General features: G+C 63.1%; 22 protein-coding genes. 17 read left to right on the top strand and 5 right to left on the bottom strand.

Translation table 11 applies throughout. The features are described 5' to 3' along the window. Positions 1–17 precede the first annotated feature (17 nt). Both FJ977_RS03720 and FJ977_RS03715 read left to right on the top strand, forming a co-directional pair. Positions 18–851 (top strand): ABC transporter permease, encoded by an 834-nt coding sequence (locus FJ977_RS03720; RefSeq protein ID WP_140768640.1) that lies wholly within the window; start codon positions 18–20, stop codon positions 849–851. Continuing rightward, complete coding sequence (locus FJ977_RS03715) at positions 851–1,657, top strand: ABC transporter permease (RefSeq protein WP_140768638.1); 807 nt, start codon at positions 851–853, stop codon at positions 1,655–1,657. Before FJ977_RS03720 ends, FJ977_RS03715 begins: the two co-directional genes overlap by 1 nt. Positions 1,658–1,755: 98 nt before the next feature. Here the strand turns inward: FJ977_RS03715 and FJ977_RS03710 are convergent, their stop codons facing one another. Further along, positions 1,756–2,544: a fumarylacetoacetate hydrolase family protein gene (locus FJ977_RS03710; protein WP_140768636.1), complete on the bottom strand. Its 789-nt coding sequence runs from the start codon at positions 2,542–2,544 to the stop codon at positions 1,756–1,758. 150 nt (positions 2,545–2,694) lie between these two features. Between FJ977_RS03710 and FJ977_RS03705 the strand changes: the two genes are divergently transcribed. The 10 genes from FJ977_RS03705 to FJ977_RS03660 all read left to right on the top strand — a co-directional run bounded on the left by FJ977_RS03705 (position 2,695) and on the right by FJ977_RS03660 (position 10,847). Next, positions 2,695–2,901 carry a hypothetical protein gene (locus FJ977_RS03705; protein ID WP_140768634.1) on the top strand — a complete coding sequence of 69 codons (207 nt, stop codon included), beginning with the start codon at positions 2,695–2,697 and terminating at the stop codon, positions 2,899–2,901. 2 nt (positions 2,902–2,903) lie between these two features. Beyond that, on the top strand, positions 2,904–3,311 hold the full coding sequence (locus FJ977_RS03700) for a DUF3168 domain-containing protein (protein WP_056565597.1): 408 nt from the start codon (positions 2,904–2,906) through the stop codon (positions 3,309–3,311). Between the two features lie 174 nt (positions 3,312–3,485). Further along, the gene (locus tag FJ977_RS03695; RefSeq protein WP_140768632.1) at positions 3,486–3,785 is read left to right on the top strand and encodes a hypothetical protein; all 300 of its coding nucleotides are present in this window, start codon (positions 3,486–3,488) and stop codon (positions 3,783–3,785) included. Positions 3,786–3,891: 106 nt separating this feature from the next. Continuing rightward, complete coding sequence (locus tag FJ977_RS03690; protein WP_140768630.1) at positions 3,892–4,557, top strand: response regulator transcription factor; 666 nt, start codon at positions 3,892–3,894, stop codon at positions 4,555–4,557. Further along, positions 4,541–5,968: an ATP-binding protein gene (locus tag FJ977_RS03685; protein ID WP_140768628.1), complete on the top strand. Its 1,428-nt coding sequence runs from the start codon at positions 4,541–4,543 to the stop codon at positions 5,966–5,968. The genes FJ977_RS03690 and FJ977_RS03685 overlap by 17 nt, the downstream gene beginning before the upstream one ends. Before the next feature lie 187 nt (positions 5,969–6,155). Then, complete coding sequence (locus FJ977_RS03680; RefSeq protein WP_056565594.1) at positions 6,156–6,593, top strand: hypothetical protein; 438 nt, start codon at positions 6,156–6,158, stop codon at positions 6,591–6,593. Positions 6,594–6,779: 186 nt separating this feature from the next. After that, the gene (gene ccmI, locus FJ977_RS03675) at positions 6,780–7,919 is read left to right on the top strand and encodes a c-type cytochrome biogenesis protein CcmI (RefSeq protein ID WP_140768626.1); all 1,140 of its coding nucleotides are present in this window, start codon (positions 6,780–6,782) and stop codon (positions 7,917–7,919) included. An 8-nt stretch (positions 7,920–7,927) separates the two neighbouring features. Then, positions 7,928–8,371 carry a cytochrome c maturation protein CcmE gene (gene ccmE / locus FJ977_RS03670; protein ID WP_140768624.1) on the top strand — a complete coding sequence of 148 codons (444 nt, stop codon included), beginning with the start codon at positions 7,928–7,930 and terminating at the stop codon, positions 8,369–8,371. Between the two features lie 26 nt (positions 8,372–8,397). Further along, positions 8,398–10,389: a heme lyase CcmF/NrfE family subunit gene (locus FJ977_RS03665; protein ID WP_140768622.1), complete on the top strand. Its 1,992-nt coding sequence runs from the start codon at positions 8,398–8,400 to the stop codon at positions 10,387–10,389. Continuing rightward, a complete protein-coding gene (locus FJ977_RS03660; protein ID WP_140768620.1) occupies positions 10,386–10,847 on the top strand; it encodes a cytochrome c-type biogenesis protein in 462 nt (153 codons plus the stop codon). The genes FJ977_RS03665 and FJ977_RS03660 overlap by 4 nt, the downstream gene beginning before the upstream one ends. On the opposite strand, the gene FJ977_RS03655 is transcribed toward FJ977_RS03660, so the two are convergent. Then, the gene (locus FJ977_RS03655) at positions 10,844–11,152 is read right to left on the bottom strand and encodes a type II toxin-antitoxin system RelE/ParE family toxin (protein WP_140768618.1); all 309 of its coding nucleotides are present in this window, start codon (positions 11,150–11,152) and stop codon (positions 10,844–10,846) included. The two genes, FJ977_RS03660 and FJ977_RS03655, sit on opposite strands and share 4 nt — an antisense overlap. Continuing rightward, positions 11,149–11,418: a CopG family ribbon-helix-helix protein gene (locus FJ977_RS03650; RefSeq protein WP_140768616.1), complete on the bottom strand. Its 270-nt coding sequence runs from the start codon at positions 11,416–11,418 to the stop codon at positions 11,149–11,151. Before FJ977_RS03650 ends, FJ977_RS03655 begins: the two co-directional genes overlap by 4 nt. A gap of 199 nt (positions 11,419–11,617) precedes the next feature. Here FJ977_RS03650 and FJ977_RS03645 point away from each other — a divergent pair, with 199 nt between their 5' ends. The 5 genes from FJ977_RS03645 (at position 11,618) to FJ977_RS03625 (ending at position 19,257) form a co-directional block, all read left to right on the top strand. Beyond that, a complete protein-coding gene (locus FJ977_RS03645) occupies positions 11,618–13,168 on the top strand; it encodes a Do family serine endopeptidase (RefSeq protein ID WP_140768614.1) in 1,551 nt (516 codons plus the stop codon). 355 nt (positions 13,169–13,523) lie between these two features. Continuing rightward, positions 13,524–14,198 (top strand): response regulator transcription factor, encoded by a 675-nt coding sequence (locus FJ977_RS03640; RefSeq protein ID WP_027041628.1) that lies wholly within the window; start codon positions 13,524–13,526, stop codon positions 14,196–14,198. An 8-nt stretch (positions 14,199–14,206) separates the two neighbouring features. Next, positions 14,207–15,688, top strand: a complete 1,482-nt coding sequence (locus FJ977_RS03635) for a HAMP domain-containing sensor histidine kinase (RefSeq protein ID WP_140768612.1) — start codon at positions 14,207–14,209, stop codon at positions 15,686–15,688. Then, positions 15,688–18,648, top strand: a complete 2,961-nt coding sequence (locus FJ977_RS03630) for a bifunctional [glutamine synthetase] adenylyltransferase/[glutamine synthetase]-adenylyl-L-tyrosine phosphorylase (RefSeq protein ID WP_140768610.1) — start codon at positions 15,688–15,690, stop codon at positions 18,646–18,648. The genes FJ977_RS03635 and FJ977_RS03630 overlap by 1 nt, the downstream gene beginning before the upstream one ends. A 138-nt stretch (positions 18,649–18,786) precedes the next feature. Beyond that, positions 18,787–19,257, top strand: a complete 471-nt coding sequence (locus tag FJ977_RS03625; RefSeq protein ID WP_140768608.1) for a hypothetical protein — start codon at positions 18,787–18,789, stop codon at positions 19,255–19,257. Positions 19,258–19,324: 67 nt separating this feature from the next. Here FJ977_RS03625 and FJ977_RS03620 read toward each other — a convergent pair whose 3' ends face one another. Together FJ977_RS03620 and FJ977_RS03615 are read right to left on the bottom strand one after the other, a co-directional pair. Beyond that, a complete protein-coding gene (locus FJ977_RS03620; RefSeq protein ID WP_140768606.1) occupies positions 19,325–19,762 on the bottom strand; it encodes a type II toxin-antitoxin system PemK/MazF family toxin in 438 nt (145 codons plus the stop codon). Beyond that, on the bottom strand, positions 19,759–20,067 hold the full coding sequence (locus FJ977_RS03615) for a type II toxin-antitoxin system prevent-host-death family antitoxin (RefSeq protein WP_246682809.1): 309 nt from the start codon (positions 20,065–20,067) through the stop codon (positions 19,759–19,761). Before FJ977_RS03615 ends, FJ977_RS03620 begins: the two co-directional genes overlap by 4 nt. Between the last annotated feature and the right edge of the window lie 18 nt (positions 20,068–20,085).

Here is a 20,085-nt window from a genome sequence, read left to right as displayed (position 1 = left end):
GCGGATGCTGACCTGAGATGAGAGGCGTTCTCTCCGACAGGATGGGCGCGGCGCTGTTGATGGCGCCGCTGCTCCTGTTCCTCGTCCTGGCCTATGCCTGGCCGTTTCTCGGCGTGGTGAAGTGGAGTTTTACTCTGCCGACGCCGGGACTTGGCCAGTATGAAGCGCTGCTCACCGACGATCTGGTCCAATCGGTGTTCATCCGCACGCTGCGCATCGCGGCCATCGTCACTGTCGTTTCCGTCGCCGCCGCCTATGCCATAACGGTCGTCTGGGTGCGCGGCAGCCCGGCGCAGCGCCTTATCGCCGAATTCTGCATCCTGGTGCCGTTCTGGATTTCGGTGCTGACGCGCGCCTTCGGCTGGGTGGCGCTTTTGTCCAATCGCGGCCTGATCAACACCTGGCTGCAGTCGATCGGTTTCATCTCCGAACCGCTGACGCTGGTACGCAACGAGTTCGGCGTCGTCGTCGGCATGACGCATTTCCTCATTCCCTTCGCCGTCTTTCCGCTGGCGTCTGCCATGCGCAGCCTCGACGAGCGCGTGCTGCTTGCTGCGCGCGGGCTGGGCTCCAGCCGCATGCGTACCTTCTGGACGGTGTTCGTGCCGATGACACGCTCCGGCATCATCGGCTCGGCGCTGATCGTCTTCGTCTTCTCGCTGGGCTTCTTCGTAACGCCGGCGATCCTCGGTGGCGGCCGCAGCGTGATGATCGCCGAACTGATCTATCTCAGGATTTTCCAGAGCCCGGATTGGGGTCTGGGGGCTGCGATCAGCGTGGTGCTGGTGCTGTTCGTCGGCGCGCTGATGGCGCTGCTGTTCCGCTATGTCAGACCGAAGCAGTTGATCTGATGCCGACCTATCGCCCGGGACCCGTCTCGCTGATCCTCGCCGCCCTTGTGGCGCTGTTCCTGCTGATGCCGCTGCTTGCCGTCATTCCGGTGTCGCTGACGCCGAGCCGCATGCTGGCGATGCCATCAGGCGAACTGTCGCTGCGCCACTATCGCTCGCTGATCGAGGACCCGCGCTGGATCCAGTCGATCCTGCTGTCGATCCGCATCGGGATCGTCAGCAGCGCGATTTCCACCGTGCTGGCGCTCTGCTTCAGCCTTGGCGTCTGGATGTTCCAGCCCCGCTTCACCGCCGCGCTCGTCGGTTTCGTGCTGTTGCCGATGGTGGTGCCGCCGGTGGTCTCGGCAATCACGCTCTACTTCCTGCTGACCTCGATCTCAGGCTTCAGCTCGTTCTTTGGCTATGACACCTGGCTCGGCGTTGCCATGGCGCATTCGGTGATGACGGTGCCCTTTGCCACGGTGCTGATCCTGGTCTCGCTCAGCCAGATCGACCGGCGCATCGACCTTGCGGCGAGGGGGCTAGGCGCCAGTGTCTGGGAGCGTGCCACCCGCATCATCATGCCCAACATCAAGTTCGGCATCATCACCGCGGCGCTTTTGTCGTTCGTGCTGTCCTGGGAAGAGATCGGCGTCACCCTGTTCATCACTTCGGTCAACGCCATCACGCTGCCGCGCCTGATGTGGATGGGCCTGCGCGACAACATCGACCCGGCGATAGCGGCCCTGTCGGTGATCCTGATCATCATCACCGTGCTGGTGCTTGCGGTGCGCAGCTTCGTCGTCAGGTTGCGCGCCGGGGCCTAGAGCGGTTCAGCGTTTCACGGAATCGCAGAACCGCTCTAACTATTTGTTTTTACGCAATTCCGGACGGAAAACCGTTACACACTTTTCCTGGAATTGCTCTAGATAAACCGTACCGACACCCGGCCGAACCGGCCCAAATCGCCAACCACTTCGTCCCCGGCCTCGACACTTATCGGCGTTACGCAGGTGCCTGTAATCACCACCTGTCCCGGCTCGAGTGCCATGCCCAGGCCCGACAGTTCATTGACGATCCATGTGAGCGCGATCCGGGGGTCGCCCAGCACTGCCGCGCCCTTTCCATCGTGCCGCGATTTGCCGGAAACGAACCCGGTCACCGGGTGCTCCGCGAGGTTCACGGCGCGCCAGTCGTCTTCTATCGCCTCGCCGATGACAAACAGATTGGCACAGGCGTTGTCGGCTATGAGCTGCGGCGCTCCGACGGCGCAGAAATCATCATAGCGTGAGTCCGGTATTTCGATCGCCGGGTGCAAGGTCGCCACGGCATCCATCACCTCGGCGATTTCATAGGGTCCTGGACGCGGCGGCAACTGGCGGCCGAAGCGGAAGGCGAATTCGATCTCCGCCACACGCATCTTGCTCGTCGCGAGCGAAACGGTCCCGCCAACCTCGACCGATTTCTCGGCGATCAGACGCCCGGCCATCGGGCCGTCGACGTTGATATGCCTTTGTCCGGCGAGGCTGGTTGCTGCAATCTTCCAGCCGAAAAGCGGGGCCGCTGAGCGATCCATCACATACGACTGGATGACGTAACCGTCGATCCGCGTTTGCGGCCGCAATTCGAAAGGTATGGCGTCGAGACGGGTGCCCTTGTCCCAATGCTCCACCAGCAACCGGGACGCGGCTCTGGCCTTTTCTGGATCGAGCATCATCAGCTCCGAAAGTCTGGGGAAAATGCCCCCGTTGCCCGGCCAGAGCCGGCAAGGAACATTCCATCGTGGACCGGTCCATATGAGGCAAGATCGCGCGATCAGGCAAGCGGGACACCAAATTCATGCGCCACCTGCCGGGCGGCGCCGATGCTTGATGCCCGGCTTCCTGGTCCTGCTCTTCCGCGTCTATCGGTGGGATTGTCGGCAAGTCGTATTTTCGAGATCATCGGCATGCATAATTCTTATGACGAATCGCCATCGTTTTCCCGTAGCCAACGCTATATCTGGCAAGGCATAGGAAAACCGGCAGGCTTGGAAACGCATTTGTCGGTTGCACAGCGGCTTGAGGAATGAATATGACAGCGCCCGGCGATCTGCTGCAGGCACTTTTTCTGAGGCTCAAAACCGACAAGTCGTTGTCGGCGCTGCTCGGTGGCGCCGGGCTGCTCGAAAGGGCGGCCGACAATGCCGCGTTCCCTTATGTGACTTGTGGCCAGACCAGCGCCTTTGACTGGGACACCGGTGCCGAGAACAACGATGATCAGCTGATCACGCTGCACGTCTGGTCGAAAGCTCATGGTGAAGACGAAACCCTTGCCATCATGGCCGCCATCAAGGCCCGCCTTGCCAACGCCGCGCTGGTGGTCGGCCGGCGCGGCAAGACACGGCTATCGCTCGAATTCACCGAGGCCCGTTACGACGAAGATCTCCTTGTACATCACGGGCTGCTGCGGTTTCGTGCGCTGACGCAGGAAAATGCCTGATACGCTTCCAATCTGACCGAAACGGAGTCTAGACTGGCATTCCCGGGATTTCGTCGGGTTGGGGCGTCGAAATCACCATCGGGCGTCTCGCGTTTCAGGGGGAGTAGCGGGCATGATTTTCGTGTCGATCACTGTTCATTTCACGTTCAGCACCGATGCGTTACAAAACCGACCATGAAAACGTTTCGCTCCCTCTTTCGAACCGCGACCCTGGCGCTCAGTGCTGCCGGGCTGCTCGCGTCGCAGGCGATGGCGATGCCGGTGATCGCGCCAGACCAGGCCAGCTCGATCGTCCTGGCTGCGTCCGACTGCTACGCGATCGGCCAGCAGGTGGCCGAGCAGAATGGCGGCACGCTGGCCAAGGCCTCACAGTCGACACGCGGCGGCCAGCCGGTCTGCGTCATCGTCGTGCTGGTGCCAGGCAAGGACGGACAGCGTCCGCGCCGTTCCGAGATCGTCGTCCCGCAAAACTGACCCAATGCTCCATCTTACGGGCCACGTTTCCCAGGCCGCCGGAATCGGCCTATATCTGACCCAATCTTCAATCTGACCAAGCTCTTCAACAGGTGTCGATCTCCGCATGCGTGTACTCGTCGTCGAGGATGACAAGGATCTCAACAGGCAGATAGCGGACGCGCTGGTCGACGCCGGCTATGTCGTCGACCGCGCCTTTGACGGCGAGGAAGGCCATTTCCTCGGCGACACCGAACCCTACGATGCCGTCGTGCTCGACATCGGCCTGCCGCAGATGGACGGCATCAGCGTGGTCGAGCGCTGGCGCCGCGGCGGCCGCAAGATGCCTGTGCTGATCCTGACGGCGCGCGACCGCTGGAGCGACAAGGTCTCCGGCATCGATGCCGGCGCGGACGACTATGTCACCAAGCCGTTCCATATCGAGGAGGTGCTGGCGAGGGTCAGGGCGCTGATCCGCCGCGCCGCCGGTCATGCCTCGTCGGAACTCACCTGTGGGCCGGTCCGCCTCGATACCAAGGCGTCGAAGGCAGATGTCGACGGCGTGCCGCTGAAGCTGACCTCGCACGAATTCCGCCTGCTTGCCTATCTGATGCACCATATGGGCGAGGTCGTCTCGCGCACCGAACTGGTCGAGCATCTCTACGACCAGGATTTCGACCGCGATTCCAACACCATCGAGGTGTTTGTCGGGCGGTTGCGAAAGAAGATGGGCATCGACATGATCGAAACCGTGCGTGGCATGGGCTACCGCATGCGTGAGCCGGAGGCGTAACTCGGAACCGATCAAACCAACCGCAAGGGCGCCGCTTTCGCTGCGTTTGTGGCCGCGTTCGCTGACGTTCCGCGTGATCGCCTTTTCCACCGTATGGGCGATCCTGACCCTTGTCGTCATCTTCACCCTGATCACCACGCTCTATCGCCAGGCCAGCGAGCGTGGCTTCGACAGCCTTTTGTCGGCGCATCTGTTCAACCTGATCGGTTCCATCGGCATTTCCGACACGGGAGCGCTCACCGGTGCTCCCGACCTCGGAGACCTCCGCTTCTCGGAGCCGAATTCGGGCTGGTACTGGTCGGTTGAGCCTGCCTCGGAAGGTGTGCATGGCGACCTTCACTCGTCGTCGATGACAAGCAAGATCCCGTCGCCGAGCGTGGCCGAGGTGCCCTTCAATGCCAGCTTCCAGCGCAGCTATGCGGCCGAAGGCATCGACGGCGAGCAGCTCGAAGTGTTCGAGAGCGAATTCGTCCTCGATGCCAAGAACCGCGCCGCGCGTTTTCGTGTCATGGGCAACCAGAGCGAACTCGAGCAGGAGATCGCCACCTTCCAGCGCCGCCTGCTGACCTATCTCAGCCTGTTCGGCGTCGGCATGATCGCCATTAACGCGATCGCCATCCTGCTCGGCTTGCAGCCGTTGCGCAGGGTCAGGAACGCACTTGCCATGGTTCGCGAAGGCACCGCACAGAGGCTCGACGGCCGCTTCCCTGCTGAGATCGAACCGTTGGCCAACGAAACCAACGCATTGATCGAGAACAACAAACGCATCGTCGAGCGCTCGCGAACCCAGGTCGGCAATCTCGCCCATTCGCTGAAGACGCCGCTCGCCGTGCTGCTCAATGAAGGCAGGGCACTTGGCGGCGCCAAGGGACAATTGATCGCCGAACAGGCGGCCTCGATGCAGAAGCAGGTTGACCATTACCTGCAGCGCGCCCGCGTCGCTGCGCAGCGCGACAGCGTCGTCTATCGCACGCCGGTGTCGCCGCTGGTCCAGCGCATGGTGCGGGTCTTGCAGAAGCTCAACCCGCAGACCAGCCTGTCGCTGTCGCTGCCGGCCACCGAGATCGTCTTTGCCGGAGAGCGCGAGGACCTCGAGGAACTGCTTGGCAATCTTCTCGAAAATGCGGTGAAATGGGCCAAAAGCGCCGTGTCGGTCTCGGTTGCATCCCTGGCCAGCAAGGATGACAGTTTTTTCGAGATCAGCATCGAGGATGACGGCCCGGGCATCCCCGAGGACAAGGCGCGCGACGCGCTGAAGCGCGGAAGGCGCCTGGACGAGACAAAACCAGGAACCGGTCTGGGGCTTGCCATTGTCGCCGACCTGATCAACGAGTATGGAGGCGTTCTGGCGCTCGAACGGTCCGGCATGGGCGGACTGAAGGCAGTGGTACGATTGCGGAGCCTTCAGTAATGCTACTCAGGGCCGATCGGCAGCGATGGACGGCGCATATCATGGCGGCTTATCGATTGGTTCCGGAACGGCCGGCAGCGGCCAAATTTCCGACAAATATCAATACTATGGCCACACCTACTTCTCCGATGACGCGGCCCCCGGCGCATCCATGGCAGGCTCCAATTCAAGAAAACCGGTTGTTGGCATGAAGATTCGCGTCGCGCTCGTTTCCGCCCTCCTGGCCGTGTCCGGCTGCACCACCTTGAGCGGCAAGGGCCCAACCTTGGCGCCGACACCAGCATCGACGCCTCCGGCGAGTGGCAAGGTCACCAAATCGATCATTTCGGCGATGGGGGGCGGTCTCATTGGCGGCTCGATCGGCGCCGGCCTCAGTGAATCCGAAAAACGCAGCGCTCTCGAGGCGGAATACAAGGCGCTCGAATATACGACGAGCGGCCAGAAGGTGGCGTGGAAGGGCGATCAGGCATCCCGCTATGGCGAGGTCGTTCCGGCCCAACCCTATCGCGTCGGTTCGCAGGACTGCCGCCAGTACACGCAGACCGTCTTCACCGGTGGTGCCGGCGTCACGGCGCGCGGAACCGCTTGCCGCAATGCCGACGGCAGCTGGACGCCGCTGACCTGAGGCTGCATGTCGCCCAAAAGCGCGCAGCGGTTTTGGGACAAAGACATGCACAAAACAAAGATCGGATCGGCTCCGGTTGGAATCCGGCCGGTTGATGTCGATCAAGGACATTCGGCGCGCTGACCGTCAAAGCGTCGCAGGATGCCTGTGTTGGCAGGGCATGGCTCTGCCGTTATTGGAAGAACCATGCTGTTCTGGGTCATAGCCGCGATACTGACGCTCGGTGCGAGCCTTGCGGTGCTGCTGCCGCTGGCCGGAGGCGCCAGGGGCGCGTCGTCGAGCGGCGATCACGATCTGGAAGTCTATCGCGATCAATTGTCCGAGCTTGACCGTGATGCCGCACGCGGCTTGATCCAGCCGGCTGAAGCGGCGGAGGCGCGCGCCGAGATCGCGCGCCGCATCCTTCGCCTCGACAATGCGGATGCGGCCGGCAAGACGTCGGCCAGCCGGGCTTTTTTCACGGCGAGACTTGTCGCGACAGTGGCCGTGCTGGCTGTACCGCTAGTCAGCTGGGGTCTCTACAGCCAGATTGGCTCGCCTGATTTGCCGTCGCAGCCGCTCAGCGGTCGATTGACCAAGAATCCGGCCGACAGCTCGGTCGACGAGCTGGTTGCGCGGGCCGAGGCCCACCTTGCCGCCAATCCTTCCGACGGAAGGGGTTGGGACGTGCTGGCACCGATCTATCTGCGCATGCAGCGCTTTTCCGAGGCGGTGGCGGCGTACCGCAATGCCATCCGCCTCGACGGAGACAGCGCGGTTCGCCAGGCCGGCCTCGGCGAGGCGATTGCCGGCGCGGCAGGCGGCATTGTTTCGGCCGATGCCCAGGATGCCTTCGAGGCGGCGCTCAAGCTCGATCCGGCCAACGCGAAAGCCAGCTTCTATCTGGCCGTGGCCTTGGCGCAGGAGGGGCGAAACAAGGACGCGGTCACGGCCTGGCAAACCATGCTGGGCACCTTGCCGCCCGACTCGCCTTGGCGCGGCGCCGTCGAGCAGGCGCTGGCCAAGGCCGCCAGCCCCGAAGTCGCCTCCGGTACGGACGCGAAAGGCCCCGCTGCCGCGGATGTCGACGCCGCGTCCTCCATGTCGCCGCAGGATCGCGAAGCCATGATCAACACGATGGTCGCCGGCCTCGATGAAAAACTGCGGCAAAATCCGCGTGACCCGGAAGGATGGATGCGGCTCGTTCGTTCCTATGTCGTGCTGGGCAAGGCCGACCAGGCGCGCGAGGCGCTGGGTCGCGCCATTGCCGTCTTTGGCGCCGGCAGTGACGAAGCCAAGAAATTCACCGCCTTTGCCGCCTCGCTCGGCCTGGCGGCGACGGAGTAGAACGTGTCATGACACGCAAGCAGAAACGGTTGTCGGTCATCGCAGGTGGGTTGGCTTTCCTGGGCGCCGCCACCGGGCTGACCTTCTACGCGCTTGGCCAGAAGGCGTCCTATTTCTACATGCCGGCGGACCTCACCACCGCCAGTGTCCAGCCCGGCCAGCGCATCAGGCTCGGCGGTTTGGTCGAAAAAGGCACCATCCAGCGCGGGCAGGGCGCGACAGTCGCGTTTTCCGTCACCGACACGCATAAATCGGTCAAGGTCACCTATACCGGCATCCTGCCCGACCTTTTTCGCGAGGAGCAGGGCGTCATCACCGAAGGCACTTTTGGCGCGGACGGGGTCTTTGTTGCCGACAGCGTGTTGGCCAAGCATGATGAGCGCTACATGCCCAAGGAGGTGGCCGACGGGCTGAAGGCCAAGGGCGTCTGGCAGGAGAGCAAGAGTGAGTGAGTCTGGCGGACGGGCAGGGGGCAATCATGGTTGAAACCGGACATTTCGCCCTGGTCCTGGCGTTCGCGCTCTCGCTGGTGCAGACGATCGTGCCCCTGTTCGGAGCGCGCCTCAACAACCAGCGCCTGATGGCTGTTGGCGGTCCTGTCACGATAACTGGCTTTGCGCTGACGGCGCTGTCCTTTGTCGCCCTGGCGGGCGCCTACGCGAACTCCGATTTTTCGGTGGCGAGCGTCTGGGAAAACTCGCATTCGCTGCAACCGCTGATCTACAAGATCACCGGAACCTGGGGCAATCACGAAGGCTCGATGCTGCTCTGGGTGCTGATCCTGACCTTCTTCGGTGCCCTTGTCGCGGCTTTCGGCTCCAACCTGCCGGCAACGCTGCGCGCCAATGTGCTGGCCGTGCAGGGCGCCATTGGCGCTGCCTTCTTCCTGTTCATCCTTGCGACGTCCAATCCTTTCACCCGGCTCAACCCGGCGCCGATCGAAGGCCGCGATCTCAACCCGATCCTGCAGGATCTCGGCCTCGCCATTCATCCGCCGCTGCTCTATCTCGGCTATGTCGGCTTCTCGATCTGCTTCTCCTTCTCGGTCGCCGCCCTCATCGAGGGCCGCATCGATGCCTCCTGGGCGCGCTGGGTGCGGCCGTGGACGCTGGTCGCCTGGATGTTCCTGACCGGCGGTATCGCGATGGGGTCCTACTGGGCCTATTACGAGCTCGGCTGGGGTGGGTTCTGGTTCTGGGACCCGGTCGAGAACGCTTCCTTCATGCCGTGGCTGGCGGGCACCGCCCTGCTGCATTCGGCCATCGTCATGGAAAAGCGCTCGGCGCTGAAGATCTGGACGCTGCTGCTCGCCATCCTCACCTTTTCGCTGTCTCTGCTCGGCACTTTCCTGGTGCGTTCGGGCGTGCTCACCTCGGTGCATGCCTTCGCCACCGATCCGACGCGCGGCGTCTTCATCCTGTGCATCCTGACGCTGTTCATCGGCGGCTCGCTGGCATTGTTTGCGCTGCGCGCCTCAAGGTTGACGGCCGGCGGACTGTTCCATCCGATCTCGCGTGAAGGCGCGCTCGTCCTCAACAATCTGTTCCTGACCACGGCGACCGCCACCGTGCTCGTCGGCACGCTCTATCCGCTGGCGCTGGAAGCGCTTACCGGCGGCAAGATTTCGGTCGGCGCGCCGTTCTTCGACCTGACCTTCGGCCCATTGATGCTGCCGCTTCTGGCCCTTGTGCCGTTCGGGCCGCTGCTCGCCTGGAAGCGTGGCGATGTCTTCGCCGCGGCGCAGCGCCTGATGGCTGCCTTCGCGCTGGCGCTGGCGGCGATGCTGGTCACTGGCCTGTTTATCGACGGCGCTTCGGTTTTCGCCGCCCTCGGCATCGGCCTTGCCGTCTGGCTGGTCGCCGGAGCCCTTACGGACCTTGCCGTCAAGTCCGGAGTCGGGTCGGTTGCGCCGGCCGTCATGTTCAGGCGCTTCGTCGGCCTGCCGCGCTCGGTCTTCGGCACGGCATTGGCCCATCTCGGCCTTGGCCTGACGTTGCTCGGCATTGTCGCCACGCTCTCCTTCGGCACCGAGAAGATCCTCACCATGCGCGCCGGCGAGACGGTGGAATTGTCAGGCCATACGCTGCGTTTCGTCGGTCTTTATCCGGCGCAGGGCCCGAACTACAGCGAGGATCGTGGCCGTTTCGAGCTGATCGGTGTCAGCGGCAGTCCTGTCGGCGAGATCAGTTCCGCCAAGCGCTTCTATCCGGTGCGGCAGACGACGACGACGGAGTCCGGTATCAAGACCCTTGGCTTTTCCCAGCTCTACATTTCGCTCGGCGACGAGGGCAAGGATGGATCGGTGGTGGTGCGGCTGTGGTGGAAACCGCTGGTGACGCTGATCTGGGGCGGCGGCTTGGTGATGATGGCTGGTGCTGCCATGTCGCTGATGGACAGGCGCTTGCGTGTCGGCGCGCCCTCGCGCCGGCGCAAGCAGGCCGATGCCGTGGCAACCGCGAGCCTGCCATGAAGGCAAGGTTTTCCGTCGTATTGCTTTTCCTGGTGCTGGCGCTCGGCTTCGCCGGCTCGGCGCTGGCGGTGAAGCCCGACGAAATGTTGGCCGATCCGGTGCTTGAGGCGAGAGCCCGGACACTCTCGGAAGGCCTGCGCTGCATGGTCTGCCAGAACCAGTCGATCGATGAATCCGATGCCGATCTTGCCCGGGACCTGCGCATCCTGGTGCGCCAGCGCCTCGTCGCCGGCGATACCGACCAGCAGGTGATGGACTATGTGGTGTCCCGCTACGGCGAGTTCGTGCTGCTGAAGCCGCGTTTCGACCTGCGCAACGCCTTGCTTTGGGGCACGCCTGTGCTGTTGCTGCTGATCGGGGGCGTCTTCATCGTGCTCAGCGCGCGGTCGCGCCGCCCGGTATCGACAGCGCTTTCGGCGGAGGAGCAGGCCGCGCTGGACAAGTTGCTTGGTGACTAATTCGGCCATTCCTCCGGCAGCCAGTCCCGCGACGTGTGGATGATACGCACGATAACGACGCTCTCGCGGCCTGCGATCGGCCGCAACTCATAGGCAATGATGTAGGGCAGGCGGCCGAGGGGCGTCTCATAGGTGCCTGTTACCCGGCCTGGCCGGCCCGTGGCCATGTCACCGAGACCTCGGCCCGTGTCGCGAATTCGATCCGCGATACGTCTGGCGGCGGCCGGGTTGTCTCGCGCGATGAAGGCGACTTGCTGCTTAATGTCGTCCAATGCGTCTCGCGACCAGGTGACGAACCGCTTCACGCGTTGCCCTTGCGCTTGGCTTCCACGGCCTCGATAACGGCATCGATTTCGACCATGGCATCATCGTGAGGCACGACACTGCCAGCCACCGCATCGGCCATGCCGCGTTTGATGCCTTCGATGATTTCGAGTTCGCGGTCGACATAGGCCGAAACCGCCTCGGCCGCGAGGAAGGATTTGCTGCGGCGGGTGTCGGCGGCGATCCTTTCAAGCTTCAGCTTGGTTTCGGATGAAACGCGAATTGTCATGGTGGTGCTGGTCGTCATGGTGAAAGCCTTGTGCTGAGTTGTGTACAACATAAGCCACTAGGCGGCTTGTCACCAAGTAATTTGTGAGCCCCTTCTGCCGCCAACATTACCAAAGTTTCATGCGTCGGAAATGGCGCTGTAATGTGGGTCGCTCTACTTCTCTCTCTTCGAGGATGCCGATCAAGGCGCGTCCGTTTGAAAGAGGATACGAGACCCCATGAATATTGCCCCCAATTCATATTCCCGCACCCGCAAGCGTTTCCTGGCTGCTGCCGCGTCCGTCGCCATTGCCGGCGCGATCGGTGTTGGCGCGTTGACCAGTGGAACCAGCCCCGTTCTGGCCGACGCTGTGCGTGTCGAGGCCCCGCAGGTTCCGAGCTTTGCCGATGTCGTGGAGCGCGTTTCGCCGGCCGTGGTCAGCGTCAAGGTCAAGGCCAAGATCCAGCCGACCGCAGATGACGGTTCCGACGACCAGGATGGCTTCGACAATCTTCCCAACAATCCGCAGTTGCGCCGTTTCTTCAAGGAATTCCGCGGCTTTGGCGACCAGGGCGGACAGAATGACGATGGCCACCGTCGCTTCGGTCACCGCGACCGCAACAATGACCAGCCTCGCCCGGTGGCCCAGGGCTCCGGCTTCTTCATTTCCGAGGACGGCTATCTCGTCACCAACAACCATGTCGTCGAAGAGGGCACCGCCTTCACCGTGGTGACCAATGACGGCAAGGAACTCGACGCCAAGCTGGTCGGCACCGATCCGCGCACCGATCTCGCCGTGCTCAAGGTCGATGGTGGCGGCAAGTTCACCTATGTCGATTTCGCGGACGATTCCAAGGTTCGCGTCGGCGACTGGGTGGTGGCCGTCGGCAATCCGTTTGGCCTCGGCGGCACAGTCACCGCCGGCATTGTGTCGGCGCGTGGTCGTGACATCGGCGCCGGCCCCTATGACGATTTCCTGCAGATCGACGCCTCGGTCAATCGCGGCAATTCGGGCGGCCCGACCTTCAACCTCAACGGCCAGGTGGTCGGCATCAACACCGCCATCTTCTCGCCTTCGGGCGGCAGCGTCGGCATCGCTTTCGATATTCCGGCCTCGACCGCCAAGCAGGTTGTCGGCGATCTGATGAAGAGCGGTGCGGTGCAGCGCGGCTGGCTCGGCGTCGAAATCCAGCCGGTCACGTCTGACATCGCCGAGTCGCTTGGCCTGAAGTCCAACAATGGCGCGTTGGTATCCAGCGCCCAGGACGACGGCCCTGGCAAGAAGGCAGGCATCACCGCTGGTGACGTCATCACCCAGGTCGATGGCAAGGACGTTGCGTCGCCGAAGGAACTCGCCCGCCTGATTGGCGCGTATTCGCCGGGCAAGTCGGTTGACGTCACCGTCTGGCGCGACGGCAAGAGCCAGACGGTCAAGGTCGATCTCGGCAAGCTGCCGGCCAGCGACAAGCAGGCTTCGAACGACCAGCAACAGCAGCCTGCCGCTCCGGCAAAGCCCGACACGCTGGCCGATCTCGGCCTCACCGTAACCAAGTCCGAAAACGGCAAGGGCCTGGTGGTCACCGATGTCGATCCCGACAGCGATGCCGCCGACCGCGGCATCCAGCCGGGCGACATCATCACCGCCGTCAATTCGAGCGAGGTGAACGGCACCGAGGACGTCACCAAGGCGATGACCGACGCGGTGAAGTCCGGCCGCAAGGCGGTGCTGATGCAGATCACCCGCGACAACAACAATCGTTTCGTCGCGCTGCCTGTCGCCAAGGGCTGACAACGACTTTTCCGATGCGGCGGTTTCAAACACCCCCGAGCCGCCGCATGGGAAAGCATGGAGCCGGGTACGTTAGTCAGTCATCGTGCTCTCCTCCAGCGGCAGCGGGCCTCCCATCGCCCGCTGCCGCACATTCTGGAAGCCGCCCAAAGACACTCCCCCGGACCCGGGACGAGAGGATGTGGTGATTTCAGGATCATGCCTCGAAAGCAGGCATGTCCGGGATGAAGACCACCAGAGAACAAGATCTTATCGCGTGTGGTCTCGATCATCTTGATCGCGACGCGCTTTGGCAAAGGCTAAAATGCAGATGCCGGCTACTCAACCTTCCAGCGAAATCGCGTATAACGGCCCTATGAAGATTCTCGTCATAGAAGATGATCGCGAGGCTGCGGATTATCTGCAGAAAGCCTTCGCCGAGGCTGGTCATACCGCCCACGTCGCCGGCGACGGCGAAACCGGTTTCGCGCTTGCCGATGCCGGTGACTATGACGTGATGGTCATCGATCGGATGATGCCGCGCCGCGACGGCCTGTCGGTCATTGCCGGCCTTCGCTCCCGGGGCAACACCACGCCGGTGCTGATCCTGTCGGCGCTGGGCGAAGTCGATGACCGGGTCACCGGGCTGCGCGCCGGCGGTGACGATTATCTGACCAAACCTTATGCGTTCTCCGAGCTTTTGGCCCGCGTCGAGGTGTTGAACCGGCGCGCCAGCGCCAAGGAGGCTGAAACCGTCTACCGGGTTGGCGACCTCGAACTCGACAGGCTGTCGCATTCGGTCCGCCGTGCGGCGCGCGAGATCACGCTGCAGCCGCGCGAGTTCCGCTTGCTCGAATATCTGATGCGCCATGCCGGCCAAGTGGTGACGCGCACCATGCTGCTCGAGAATGTCTGGGACTATCATTTCGATCCGCAGACCAATGTCATCGATGTCCACGTCTCGCGGCTGCGCGGCAAGATTGAAAAAGGCTTCGACAAGCCGATCCTGCATACGGTTCGCGGCGCCGGCTACATGCTGAAGGGCGGCTAGGCGACAGCATGGCGCTTTCCGTGCCCGCCATCATGAGGACGACGGCAGCGCGGCTCTCGGCGCTTTACCTTCTGCTCTTCGCGCTCTGCGCCGTACTGCTTGTCTTCTACATGACCTCGCTGTCTGCGCGCATGCTGACGTCGCAGACGCAGGAGACCATCAACGACGAAGTGCTCGGTCTTGCCAGGGCCTATCAGCGCGGTGGCCTGCCGGTTCTGGTCAGGGTGGTGGAGGCCCGATCGCGCCAGCCAGGCGCCAATCTCTATCTGATCGCCGACGCCAATGGCCAGATCCTGACCGGCAACGTGCAGAGCCTCGAACCGGGGGTGATCGACACCGAGGGCTGGACGACCGAGCCGTTCTCCTACAAACGCTTCGGAGAAGGTGAGCTTGACCGCCTGCGCAGCGGAACGACCGACCAGGCGACGCCTCCCGCAACTGGTGACAACACGGCGCAGCAGACCGAAGGCGCGCAGGGCCACAACGCCATTGCGCTGGTGCTGCGGCTGCCCAACCAGATGATCATGCTGGTCGGCCGCGACCTTGGCGAACCGGAACGTTTCCGCGCCGTCATCCGCCGTGCGCTGACGCTGGCGCTTGGCATGATGGGCCTGGGCGGCATCCTGATCTGGTTCTTTGTCGGCCGCGCCGCGCTCAAGCGCATCGACAGCGTTTCGGAGGCAAGCCGCCGCATCATGGGTGGTGACCTGTCGGGCCGGCTGCCGGTGACCGGCGCCGGTGACGAGTTCGACCGGCTTTCGGAAAACCTCAATTCCATGCTGGCCAGGATCGCGACGCTCAACGAAGGCCTGAAGCAGGTTTCCGACAACATCGCGCATGATCTGAAGACGCCGCTGACCCGGCTGCGCAATCGGGCCGAAGCGACGCTTTCCGGCAAGCACAAGCCTGCCGATTATCGCCAGGCGCTGGAAGGCACCATCGCTGAGTCCGACCAGCTGATAAAGACCTTCAACGCCATCCTGATGATCTCCCGTCTGGAGGCCGGATATTCGTCCGAACACACCAACCGCGTCGATCTGGCGGCGGCGGTGCGTGACGTCGTCGAGCTTTACGAGCCGGTGGCGGAAGAGGCTGGCGTCTCGCTTGAAGCCGAACCGAATGGTGCTTTTCTCGTCGACGGCAACCGCGAGCTGATCGGCCAGGCATTGTCCAACATCGTCGATAACGCCATCAAGTATTCGACGGATTCCACGTCCAAGCCGACAGTTCGTGTGACGCTCGAGCGGACGCATGGCGAGATCAGGCTTTGTGTCGCCGACAACGGCCAAGGCATTCCGGACAATGCCGATCGCGCCCGGGCGACCGAACGTTTCGTGCGGCTGGAGAAGAGCCGTTCGCAGCCCGGTTCCGGCCTTGGCCTCAGCCTCGCCAAGGCTGTCATGACTTTCCATTATGGGCGGCTTGATCTCCTGCCTGGCAATCCGGGACTATCCGTGGTCATGAGTTTCCCAGCACGGGAGGATCATTGATGGCTGCGGTCGCGAAACGGACGGTCACGGACTGGCTGCTGAAGCCAGCCGTTGGGCTTGCCCCTCTCGATGAAGGCCAGGCGCGACAGGAATTGGCCGACATTGCCGCGGCGGCACGCGAAGAAGGGCTGACAAGGTTGGCCAAATTCCTGGGCGCCAAGGGGGAGGCCCAGGATTTCCTGGCTGCAGTTTTCGACCTCTCGCCTTTCCTCCGCGACACGGCGCGCCGCCGGCCGCGGATACTGGATGCTCTTTTCGACCAGACGGTCGAGGCTCGCCTGAAAGCGATCACCGCCGCGATCGACCAGGCGCCACTGGCTGAGACGGTTTCCGAATCCAGCCTGATGATGGAGCTGCGCCAGTGCAAGGCCGAGGCGCATTTCCTGATCGCGCTGGCTGATCTCGCCGGTGAGGCGGAAACGTCGCTGACAGTGCGGCGGCTGAGCGATCTTGCCGACGCCTGCACCCGTGCGGCCGTCGATTTCCTGCTGCGCGACGCGCATGGCCAGGGCAAGCTCAAACTGCTTGATCTGGACAACCCTTCGCGGCAATCGGGCTGGATACTGCTCGGCATGGGCAAGCTCGGCGCGCATGAGCTGAATTTCTCCTCCGACATCGATCTTGTCGTCTTCTTCGATCCGGAAGCGCCCGCCGTCGTCGATCCTCTCGACGCCACCGAGCTGTTTTCGCGGTTGACGCGACGGCTGGTGCGCATCCTGCAGGACCGCACCGAGCACGGCTATGTCTTCCGGACCGATCTGAGGCTGCGTCCCGATCCCGGTTCGACCCCGCTGGCGATCCCCGTTGAGGCGGCACTGCGCTACTACGAAGCGCGCGGCCAGAACTGGGAACGTGCGGCGATGATCAAGGCGCGTCCGGTGGCCGGCGATCTGGCGGCGGGCGCCGCCTTTCTCAAGGAGCTGCAGCCCTACATCTGGCGCAAATACATGGACTACGCGGCGATTGCCGATGTCCACTCGATCAAGCGCCAGATCCACGCCCACAAGGGGCACGGCGAGATCGCCGTGAAGGGCCACAACGTCAAGCTCGGCCGTGGCGGCATCCGCGAGATCGAGTTCTTCGTCCAGACCCAGCAGCTCATCGCAGGCGGCCGCTTCCCGGAATTGCGCGGCCGCGAAACCGTGCCGATGCTCGGCCAGCTTGCCACACGCGGCTGGATCACCGCCGATGCGCGTGATGCGCTCGCCAGCCAATACTGGTTCCTGCGCCGTGTCGAACACGCCATCCAGATGGTCGCCGACGAGCAGACGCATACGCTGCCGGGAGACGATGAGGGGCTTGAGCGGATCGCCCATATGCTGGGCTTTGCCGATGCGGCTGCCTTTTCCCTGGCATTCCGCGCCTCGCTGCAGCAGGTCGAGCGCCACTATGCGGCGCTGTTCGAAACGGCACCCGAGCTTTCAGCGGGTATCGGCAATCTGGTCTTCACCGGCGATGTCGACGACCCCGACACGCTGCAGACCTTGCACGGTCTCGGCTTCCAGCGGCCGAGCGACATCTGCCGTGTCATCCGCGGCTGGCACTTCGGGCGCTACCGCGTCACCCAGTCGGCGGAGGCGCGCGAGCGGCTGACGGAATTGACGCCGGCCTTGCTCAAGGCTTTCGGTCAGACGCGCCGGGCGGACGAAGCCTTGATCCGTTTCGACGAATTCCTTGCCGGCCTGCCTGCTGGTATCCAGCTGTTCTCGCTGCTGCAGTCCAACCCGGCACTGCTCAAGCTGATGGCGACGATCATGGGCGCGGCGCCTCGGCTGGCGGCGATCATCACGCGCCGGCCGCATGTGTTCGACGGCCTGCTCGACCCCGCTCTTCTCAGCGAACTGCCTGACCGCGCCTATCTCTCGGCACGTCTTTCCGCCTTCCTCGAAGGTGACAGGATCTATGAGGAGGTGCTCGACCGGTTGCGCATCTTTGCCTCGGAGCAAAAATTCCTGATCGGGGTGCGGCTGCTCGCCGGTTCAATCGATCCGGCCCGGGCCGGCCGCGCCTTTTCCGATCTCGCCGATCTCACCATCGAGGCTGCCTTGCAGGCGGTGACCGCCGAATTCTCGGCGCGCCACGGTACGATCGCGGGCGGTGTGGTTTCTCTGCTCGGCATGGGCAAGCTTGGCAGCCGTGAATTGACCGCGGGGTCGGATGTCGACCTCATCCTGCTCTACGACCATGACGCGAACGCCGAGGATTCCGACGGCGACAAGCCGCTGGCGCCTTCCCACTATTACACCCGCATGACGCAGCGGCTGATCTCGGCGGTATCGGCGCCGACGGCGGAAGGGGTGCTCTACGAACTCGACCTGCGGCTGCGGCCGTCCGGCAACAAGGGGCCGGTGGCCACCCATATCGATGCGTTCAAGAAATATCAGCGCCAGGAGGCCTGGACCTGGGAGCACATGGCGCTGTCGCGGGCGCGCGCCATTGGTGGCGACGCCGGCCTGTGCGCCGAGGTCGAAGCGGAAGTTGCCGCCGTCCTTGGCCAGCCGCGTGACGCGGCGAAGGTGAAGACCGAGGCCGCGGACATGCGCGCCATGATCGAGAATGAAAAGCCGGCGCGTGACCTCTGGGACATCAAGCTGATCCCCGGCGGGCTGATCGATCTCGAATTCATCGCTCAGGTGGCTGTCATCACCGGGCAGGTCGAGGCCGGCCCGCGTGTTACCGGTACAGCCGAGATTTTGTCCCGCCTCGCGCCCGGCTTCGCCGATGCCGGTGTCAGGCAGGAGCTTGGTGCCGCCTTCGCACTTTATCTGGCGCTGACCCAGATGACCCGGCTTTGTCTCACCGGACCGTTCGAGCGCGACGACGTTCCGCCGGGGCTTTCGGATCTGCTGCTGGCGGTTACCGACCTGCCGGATTTCGGTGTGCTGGAAGCACACCTCAAGGAGACGTCGCAAAAGGTCAGGAAGGACTTTGACCTTTTGCTTCGTGCCGGACGACCGTGAAATAGCTGTCGAAGCATCGGACCCAAAAGTGGAAACCGGTTTGGGAAGATCCGATGCTCGAACAAAGAGATGGAGTGGCAACAGGATCGAAGATCCGCCGCTCTCGCATCGGGGGTGACGATGCAACAGGAGAAGACCATGAGAAAGTCAACCAAGCTTGCCCTTGCCTTCGCGGCACTTGCCGGCGCCGTCGGCACCACCGCCTATGCCGAAAACAATGCCAGCGCGAAAATGCGCGACGGCATGATGGCCCGCCTCGACAAGGCGATGAGCGATTCAGACGGTGCCATCACCTTCGACCAGTTCTCCGACGCCATGAACGCGCGGCTGAAGAAGCTCGTTGCCGCCAATGGCGGCAAGCTGACCGTCGCCCAACTCGCCGACGCGCTGGAGAAGGCGCGCTTCGAGCGCATGGCCAGGCGCATCATCGCCCGCTACGACACCAGGGGCGACGGCACGCTGACCACGGATGACATCACCGGTCGCGAGAAGAAAGTGTTCGCCGTGCTCGACAAGAACAATGACGGCAAGATCGAGAAGAGCGAACTGCCGAAGGGCGGGCGTTTTGGCCATCACCGCCAATCGGATGACGACGGCAGCGTCGAGTGAACGTGACCATGTAAATTCCGGCGCCATCAGTCGCTGGAGTTTCTAGCAATCTTGAGCGATCGTGGAGCTACTCTGTGCGCCGAACCTGCTGAAGCGTGCGGCTTGCGTGGGCCTGCAAAATCCTGTCGCGCAGATAAGCATAGAAGCGCGGCGGCAGCATGCCATAGTCGAAGCGGGATGGCTTACTGCCTGCAATGGGCCTCAGGTCGGGGCCTGGCCAAAGGAAATCATTGGTTTCGGTCACGACAATCCATGACGGCGTCTCGTCGAGGCCAAGATGGGCCTTGAGTTGCGCAGGTATCTCTACTGCATCGACAGGGTCAGCCGGTGCCGAGTGTGTGATTGGAACGACCGTTACGACCTCCCGGCCCTCTACGATCCGTCGAGCGGCGACAATGGCGCAAGGCCGGCTTTTGCGGCCTTCTTCAGCACCTTTTCCGTATTCTCTCACCCAGAGGTATGAATAGGAGATCACCAGGCCAGGGATAGGCTTGGGCAGGCTCACGGCGTCCAGTCTTTGAGCATTGCGTCAAGCCCGGCATATTCGGTCGGGACAGCGCTTTCGGCGACTGCATTCAGCGTCTCGTCGTCCAGTTCCTCCACAGGGCGAGAGACCCGCCCCTTGACCAGAACCTCGAACATCGCCGCTGACACCAGCACCGTGTGGGTCCGGCCATTCTTTGTTATCGCGACCGGCGCACGCTGGGCGGCGTCCTGAAAACGCCCGACATTTTGTTGGAATTCCGTTGACGTTACGCGCATGAGAAATCCTCTTCTATCTAAAATAGATAGAATGGATAACTTTGTCAAAGCGCCTCACCTCGCTTG

Origin of the sequence: Mesorhizobium sp. B2-1-3A, assembly GCF_006442655.1 — a bacterium.
Taxonomy (GTDB): Bacteria; Pseudomonadota; Alphaproteobacteria; order Rhizobiales; family Rhizobiaceae; genus Mesorhizobium.
This window is presented reverse-complemented; position numbering and strand designations above follow the sequence as displayed.

Coding starts and splice junctions, on each gene's coding strand:
- FJ977_RS03720 (WP_140768640.1), top strand. CDS start 18: ATGAGAGGCGTTCTCTCCGACAGGATGGGCGCGGCGCTGTTGATGGCG.
- FJ977_RS03715 (WP_140768638.1), top strand. CDS start 851: ATGCCGACCTATCGCCCGGGACCCGTCTCGCTGATCCTCGCCGCCCTT.
- FJ977_RS03710 (WP_140768636.1), bottom strand. CDS start 2,544: ATGCTCGATCCAGAAAAGGCCAGAGCCGCGTCCCGGTTGCTGGTGGAG.
- FJ977_RS03705 (WP_140768634.1), top strand. CDS start 2,695: ATGCTTGATGCCCGGCTTCCTGGTCCTGCTCTTCCGCGTCTATCGGTG.
- FJ977_RS03700 (WP_056565597.1), top strand. CDS start 2,904: ATGACAGCGCCCGGCGATCTGCTGCAGGCACTTTTTCTGAGGCTCAAA.
- FJ977_RS03695 (WP_140768632.1), top strand. CDS start 3,486: ATGAAAACGTTTCGCTCCCTCTTTCGAACCGCGACCCTGGCGCTCAGT.
- FJ977_RS03690 (WP_140768630.1), top strand. CDS start 3,892: ATGCGTGTACTCGTCGTCGAGGATGACAAGGATCTCAACAGGCAGATA.
- FJ977_RS03680 (WP_056565594.1), top strand. CDS start 6,156: ATGAAGATTCGCGTCGCGCTCGTTTCCGCCCTCCTGGCCGTGTCCGGC.
- ccmI (WP_140768626.1), top strand. CDS start 6,780: ATGCTGTTCTGGGTCATAGCCGCGATACTGACGCTCGGTGCGAGCCTT.
- ccmE (WP_140768624.1), top strand. CDS start 7,928: ATGACACGCAAGCAGAAACGGTTGTCGGTCATCGCAGGTGGGTTGGCT.
- FJ977_RS03665 (WP_140768622.1), top strand. CDS start 8,398: ATGGTTGAAACCGGACATTTCGCCCTGGTCCTGGCGTTCGCGCTCTCG.
- FJ977_RS03660 (WP_140768620.1), top strand. CDS start 10,386: ATGAAGGCAAGGTTTTCCGTCGTATTGCTTTTCCTGGTGCTGGCGCTC.
- FJ977_RS03650 (WP_140768616.1), bottom strand. CDS start 11,418: ATGACGACCAGCACCACCATGACAATTCGCGTTTCATCCGAAACCAAG.
- FJ977_RS03645 (WP_140768614.1), top strand. CDS start 11,618: ATGAATATTGCCCCCAATTCATATTCCCGCACCCGCAAGCGTTTCCTG.
- FJ977_RS03640 (WP_027041628.1), top strand. CDS start 13,524: ATGAAGATTCTCGTCATAGAAGATGATCGCGAGGCTGCGGATTATCTG.
- FJ977_RS03635 (WP_140768612.1), top strand. CDS start 14,207: ATGGCGCTTTCCGTGCCCGCCATCATGAGGACGACGGCAGCGCGGCTC.
- FJ977_RS03630 (WP_140768610.1), top strand. CDS start 15,688: ATGGCTGCGGTCGCGAAACGGACGGTCACGGACTGGCTGCTGAAGCCA.
- FJ977_RS03625 (WP_140768608.1), top strand. CDS start 18,787: ATGAGAAAGTCAACCAAGCTTGCCCTTGCCTTCGCGGCACTTGCCGGC.